The sequence below is a fragment of the Lentzea sp. NPDC004782 genome (assembly GCF_040609115.1).
Classification (GTDB): Bacteria; Actinomycetota; Actinomycetes; order Mycobacteriales; family Pseudonocardiaceae; genus Lentzea.
In genome coordinates, this window is the sequence record NZ_JBEXJN010000083.1 from 16,429 (window position 1) to 21,725 (window position 5,297).

The 5,297-nt window shown below is 70.0% G+C and carries 8 protein-coding genes; 4 read left to right on the forward strand and 4 right to left on the reverse strand.

The annotated features are described in order from the left end of the window. Window positions 1-155 precede the first annotated feature (155 nt). Window positions 156-452: a YiaA/YiaB family inner membrane protein gene (locus tag ABZV40_RS42080; RefSeq protein ID WP_355455125.1), complete on the forward strand. Its 297-nt coding sequence runs from the start codon at window positions 156-158 to the stop codon at window positions 450-452. Between the two features lie 67 nt (window positions 453-519). Here ABZV40_RS42080 and ABZV40_RS42085 read toward each other — a convergent pair whose 3' ends face one another. The 3 genes from ABZV40_RS42085 to ABZV40_RS42095 are packed head-to-tail and all read right to left on the reverse strand — an operon-like array spanning window position 520 to window position 2,075. Next, window positions 520-1,077, reverse strand: a complete 558-nt coding sequence (locus ABZV40_RS42085; protein WP_355455127.1) for a hemerythrin domain-containing protein — start codon at window positions 1,075-1,077, stop codon at window positions 520-522. A gap of 13 nt (window positions 1,078-1,090) precedes the next feature. Beyond that, window positions 1,091-1,747 carry a hypothetical protein gene (locus ABZV40_RS42090; RefSeq protein ID WP_355455129.1) on the reverse strand — a complete coding sequence of 219 codons (657 nt, stop codon included), beginning with the start codon at window positions 1,745-1,747 and terminating at the stop codon, window positions 1,091-1,093. Between the two features lies 1 nt (window position 1,748). After that, complete coding sequence (locus tag ABZV40_RS42095; protein WP_355455131.1) at window positions 1,749-2,075, reverse strand: plasmid stabilization protein; 327 nt, start codon at window positions 2,073-2,075, stop codon at window positions 1,749-1,751. 82 nt (window positions 2,076-2,157) lie between these two features. Between ABZV40_RS42095 and ABZV40_RS42100 the strand changes: the two genes are divergently transcribed. Genes ABZV40_RS42100 through ABZV40_RS42110 form a run of 3 tightly spaced genes read left to right on the forward strand, consistent with a single transcriptional unit; the run spans window position 2,158 to window position 4,693 of the window. Further along, complete coding sequence (locus tag ABZV40_RS42100; protein ID WP_355455133.1) at window positions 2,158-3,306, forward strand: cytochrome P450; 1,149 nt, start codon at window positions 2,158-2,160, stop codon at window positions 3,304-3,306. Next, a complete protein-coding gene (locus ABZV40_RS42105) occupies window positions 3,303-4,097 on the forward strand; it encodes an SDR family oxidoreductase (protein WP_355455135.1) in 795 nt (264 codons plus the stop codon). The genes ABZV40_RS42100 and ABZV40_RS42105 overlap by 4 nt, the downstream gene beginning before the upstream one ends. After that, window positions 4,097-4,693 (forward strand): NAD(P)H-dependent oxidoreductase, encoded by a 597-nt coding sequence (locus tag ABZV40_RS42110; protein WP_355455137.1) that lies wholly within the window; start codon window positions 4,097-4,099, stop codon window positions 4,691-4,693. The genes ABZV40_RS42105 and ABZV40_RS42110 overlap by 1 nt, the downstream gene beginning before the upstream one ends. Here ABZV40_RS42110 and ABZV40_RS42115 read toward each other — a convergent pair. Further along, window positions 4,582-5,190: a phosphatase PAP2 family protein gene (locus tag ABZV40_RS42115; RefSeq protein ID WP_355455139.1), complete on the reverse strand. Its 609-nt coding sequence runs from the start codon at window positions 5,188-5,190 to the stop codon at window positions 4,582-4,584. The two genes, ABZV40_RS42110 and ABZV40_RS42115, sit on opposite strands and share 112 nt — an antisense overlap. Between the last annotated feature and the right edge of the window lie 107 nt (window positions 5,191-5,297).

Sequence of the window (5,297 nt, forward strand, 5' to 3'; positions counted from 1 at the left end):
GGGCCTCCCGGTTCTTCTCCGCCCCCCCCCCGGCGGGGGGGGCGGGGGCGCCGCGCCCCCCCTCGTCGGGGGCGGCCCACCGCGACCAGGTCGTGACCTGGACATGAGTAGCAGTACTCATGACAGTCCGGCGGTGACGCAGGACTCTCGGGATCATGACTTCTTCCGCGTCTTCACACACCCCGTCGACGCCCGCGTTCTACCTGCAGGCGGTCCTGTCGTTCGGGCTCTCGATGACCGCCGTCGGCATCGGGGTCGTGTTCCTGCCCGTCGACGGGTGGGTGCGCGCGTTTCTGGGCATCGCGATGCTCTACACGGTCACCTCGGCGTTCACCCTGGCCAAGGTGATCCGGGACCGGCAGGAGGACAGCTACATCGCCAGCCGGGTGGACAGAGCCCGGCTGGACAAGCTGCTCACCGAGCACGACCCGTTCAAGCTCGACGTGCCCTGACGCCGAACTCGATGAAGGGCGCCTTCCTCCACCTCACGTGGATGAAGGCGCCCTTCATCGACCTCGCCTACTCGGCGGCGGCCTTCTGCAGTTCGCGCTGCAGCTCGGACTTGCTCATCGACGTGGCGTTGGGCAGGCCGAGGTTGCGGGCCTGCGCGAGCAGTTCCTCCCTGCTCGCCTGGCCGGGGATGTCGCCGAGGTGCTCGGCGCGCACCCGCGCGAACTTCTCGCCGAGCTCCTGGCGGCGTTCGTCGCTCAGGCGGGTCTTCATGCCCGGCAGGACGGACTTCTCCTCCTCCTGGACGTGGTGCGTGATCGCCTCGACGACCTCGGCGAGCATCTGGTCGTACTGCGGCGAGTCGTAGTCGCAGTCGAGGAGCTTCGCCAGCAGCTGCTCGGCCTCGGCGTGCTCGTGCTGGCTGTGCTCGACCTCGTCGGTCTCGCCCGCCTCCTGCTTGGCGACCGGGTAGACCTCGGACTCCTCGGCCCGGCTGTGGGCGACGAGCAGGCCGCAGATCACCGGGGTGAGCAGCGGGCGTTTCTCCGGGTGGTTCTTCAGCTCGTCGAACAGGCGCTCCACCTCGCGGTGGTCCTGCATGATCAGGTCGACGACGTCGTACTGCACGGCGGTCCTCCTCTTACTGGTTCCTGGGATAGCGGGTGCTGATGGGTGCGACGCCGCGCCGTCCGATCCGTCCGAGCGCCACGCCGAACGCGCTGATCACGGCCACGGCGGTGACCGCACCGACGGTGATCGACCACGTCAGGCCCGCGTTCAGCAGCCCGCAGGCCGCACCGGCGATGGCACCGGCGACGAGTCCGTTGACCAGGTTCACGAACCCGGCCACGCCCAGCGTGGTGCCGATCAGCCGCGGCCGCCTGGCCTTGCGCCACCCGGTCTGCCCGGCGTCGGCCTCGACGGCCGCGGTCTCGTCGTGCATCTGCCGGACGAAGACGTCCTTCGTGGACGGTTCGAGGTCGCCGTAGACGTGCCGGATCCGGTTGATGCCCAGGCCCGCCTGCACGTCCTCGATCGTCAGCTCCACGGTGCGGAACAAGGTGGCGAGGCCGATCGCGAACAGGCCGGTGAAGAGCACCAGCATCAGCGCGAGCAGCACCTTGGCCGGCACCACCTGGGCGACGAACCCGAGCGCGATCATCGACGCGGAGATGGTGGTGAGCAGCTGACCTGCCCGGCTGGCGGCGTCGGTGATCGTCGCGGTGCGCACCATCTGCAACGTGTAGTGCTCAGCGGTGAGGATCGTCAGCGCCGAGGTCTTGTCCACTTCGGCCACGTCAGCGTCCCAGCGCGTCCGCGAGCTCCTTCTTCGTCATCGTCGAGCGGCCCCTGATGTTCTTCTTCTTGGCCTCGTTGTAAAGCTGTTCCTTCGTCGGGCCTTTCGGCCGGTTGGTGCCCGACCGCTGCCCGCCGCGCTTCTGCGGCGACATGTCCTTCGTGGACGACTTGCTCGCGGTCTTGGACTCGCCGGACTGGGCGCGGTTCTTGTTCACCGTGCGCGCGGCGATCTCCTTCGCCCGCTTGGGTGAAGCGCCACGGCTGCGGGCGGAGTCCTTGATGTGCTCGTACTGGCGTTCACGTTTCGCGTTCGATCCCGCTGGCATCACGACCTCCTGGTTCGAGCCGATTCGCGAATACCCCCGGTCAGGACGGTTCACACCTGGGTTACGAGGGGTAACCGCCGGTATGGCGATCTCTTCACGACTCGACACGACCCGAGTGCTGGCGAAGGTGCTGCTGCCCACGCTGGCCAAGGGCGTCATCGTGCGCCGGCCGGGCGTGATGGCGTTCTCCGAGAAGCTGCAGTCCGACGCGACCGCCATCGACACGATGCGGCACCTGCGCGACCGCTACGGCCCGGAACCGGTCCGGTTGCGCATCACCGGACGCAGCGTCGCGGTCCTGGTCGACCCCGCGGACGTCGGCCGGCTCCTCGCCGAGTCGCCGGAACCGTTCGCGCCGGCGACGAAGGAGAAGAAGGCCGCGCTGAAGCACTTCCAGCCGCACGGCGTGCTCATCTCCGAGGGGGCCGCACGGCAGGAGCGCAGGGAGCTCAACGAACGCGCGCTGCGCCCCGACCACGAGCGGATCGGCGCGGTGGTGCGCGACGAGGCCGACCTGCTGACGAGGCACGTGATGAGCACCGGCGAACTGACCTGGGACTCGTTCGACCAGGCGTGGTGGCGGATCGTGCGCAGGATCGTGCTCGGTGACCGCGCCCGCGACGACGACCAGCTCACCGACGACCTCAAGGCGTTGCGGCAGAACGCGAACTGGGCGTTCCTGCACCCGCGGCAGGAGGGTCTGCGGGAACGGTTCCAGCGCAGGCTGGACGAGTACCACCCCGAGCTGCCCGACCAGGTGCCGCACTGGCTGTTCGCGTTCGACGCGGCCGGCATCGTCACGATGCGCGCGCTGGCCATCGGCGGACGGGGCACGCACGGCATCCTGGAATCCGCGCGGCTGTGGCCGACGACGCCGGTGATCCTGCGCGAGAGCACCGAACCGACCCGCTGGCACGGCACCTGGCTGCCGAAGAACACGGAGTTCGTCGTGTTCACGCCGTTCTTCCACCGCGACCCGGACCGCCTGCCGTACGCGGACCGGTACGCGCCGGAGATCTGGGACAAACCGCTCGACCCGGCGATCGTCCCGTTCAGCGGCGGGCCTGGCGTGTGCCCCGGCCGTGACCTCGTGCTCGCGACCGGCAGCGCGATGATCGACGCTCTCAGCGAGCACCTCACGTTCCCCGCGCTCGGCGAGCCGTTGCCCAGGACGCTGAACCACTTCGGCCTTCGCATGCCCGCGAAGCCCGTGGGTACACGCGTGCCATGAACGCACCCCTCTACGCCGTTGTGACAGGGTCGGACTCCGGGATCGGCAAGGCGGTCGCCGTCGCGCTGGCGGGCGGTGGTGTCGACGTCGGCATCACCTACCACCGCGACGCCGACGGTGCCGCGAAGACCGCCGACCAGGTGCGAGAGGCCGGCGCCAGGTGCGCGGTCCGGCAGCTCGACCTCACCGACCTGCCCACCGCGGCCGCCGTCGTCGACGAACTGGCCGAGGAGCTGGGCGGGGTCGACGTCCTGGTGAACTGCGCGGGCACCGGCAGCAGCCAGAAGGTCGTGGAAATGCCCTTCGACACCTGGCGCTCGGTGCTCTCGGTCGACCTGGACGGCGCGTTCCTGTGCTGCCAGCGCGCGGCCAAGCACATGATCGACGCCGGGCGCGGCGGCCGGATCGTCAACATCACCTCGGTGCACGAGCACCTGCCGCGCGTCGGTGCCGCGCCCTACTGCGCCGCGAAAGCCGGGCTCGGCGCGCTGACGCAGGTGCTCGCGCTCGAACTCTCCGAGCACGGCATCACCGTCAACTCCGTGGCACCCGGCGAGATCTCGACGCCGATGACCGGCCAGGAGGACGTCGACCCGCACACCCGGCCCCGGCCCGGCGTGCCGCTGGGCCGTCCCGGTCACGCCCAGGAGGTCGCGGCCGTGGTCGCGTTCCTGGCCACCCCCGCCGCCGGTTACGTGACGGGCGCGTCGTTCGTCGTCGACGGCGGCATGTCCCTGATGGGGCCGCAGGCCGGCGGAATGCTCACCGACGAGAAGTGGAGGCAGCCCTGATGCGTGCCGTGGTGCTCAACTGCACCCTGAAGAAGTCACCGGAGCAGTCCAACACCGACCTGCTCGCCCAGGTGGTCGTCGACGAGCTGACGAAGAAGGACGTCGAGGTCACGACGTTCCGGTTGGCGGACCACACCATCCCAGCGGGCGTGCAGACCGATCTGGGCCCCGGCGACGAGTGGCCGCGCATCCACGCCGCCCTGCTGGACGCGGAGATCCTGGTGTTCGCGACGCCCACGTGGGTCGGGCACCCGTCCTCGCTCGCGCAACGGGCGCTGGAGCGGATGGACGCCATGATCTCCGAGACCGACGACCAGGACCGTCCGGTCGCCTACAACCGGGTCGCCGGTGTCGTCGTGACCGGCAACGAGGACGGTGCGCACCACGTGATCAGCGAGATCAACGGCGGCCTGTGCGACATCGGCTACACCATCCCCGGCCAGTCGTGGACGTACTGGAACCGCGGACCGGGGCCGGGCCCGAGCTACTCCGACACCGACGAGGGGCACGAGTGGTCGGAGAGCACCGGCCGCACCATGGCGAACAACCTGCACGCCGTCGCCCTGGCCCTGGCGGAACGGCCGATCCCGGCCTGAGCCAGCGCCACCAGCGCGCCGATCACCAGTCCGCCCAGGACGTCCGTGGGCCAGTGCACACGGGTCCTGAGGCGGCTGTAGGCGACCAGCAGCACCAGTGGTGTCACGAGAATCGCGGCCTTGCGGTCCTCCAACGCGGTGGCGGTGCCGAACGCGGCAGCCGTCACCGCGTGCTTGGACGGGAACGACGACGAGTCCGGGTGTTCCGGCAGCGCCTGGCGCGCGGGGATGTTCGCGGCCTGCGGCCTGGGGCGGTGCACGACGAGGCTCACGAGGTGGCCGATCGGCATCGCCACGGCCGCGGCGGTGAGCGCGCGCCCGGCGGCCTTCTTCTTGCCCGACAACGCGAGCAGTCCCGCGACCGGAAGCCAGAGCACGCCACCGCGGGCCGTGACGCTGGCGGCGATGATCAGCGGGTTCGGGCGCTCGGCGGGCAGCGCTTCGCTGTCGTGCAGCGACTCCTCGTCCAGCTCTTCGAGCTCGTCCTCACCGTTCATGCGGGACTATTACCCAGAAGTGTGAAATCGGAATCCACGGCCCGGCCAGCCTGCCCCCTTGTCGCCGTGGGGTTTTGGGGGGGGGGAGGAAACACGGGGGGGGTGGT

Bases quoted from the DNA above. Each gene is read 5' to 3' on its own strand.
- ABZV40_RS42080 (WP_355455125.1), top strand. From the start codon at position 156: ATGACTTCTTCCGCGTCTTCACACACCCCGTCGACGCCCGCGTTCTAC.
- ABZV40_RS42095 (WP_355455131.1), bottom strand. From the start codon at position 2,075: ATGCCAGCGGGATCGAACGCGAAACGTGAACGCCAGTACGAGCACATC.
- ABZV40_RS42100 (WP_355455133.1), top strand. From the start codon at position 2,158: ATGGCGATCTCTTCACGACTCGACACGACCCGAGTGCTGGCGAAGGTG.
- ABZV40_RS42105 (WP_355455135.1), top strand. From the start codon at position 3,303: ATGAACGCACCCCTCTACGCCGTTGTGACAGGGTCGGACTCCGGGATC.
- ABZV40_RS42110 (WP_355455137.1), top strand. From the start codon at position 4,097: ATGCGTGCCGTGGTGCTCAACTGCACCCTGAAGAAGTCACCGGAGCAG.
- ABZV40_RS42115 (WP_355455139.1), bottom strand. From the start codon at position 5,190: ATGAACGGTGAGGACGAGCTCGAAGAGCTGGACGAGGAGTCGCTGCAC.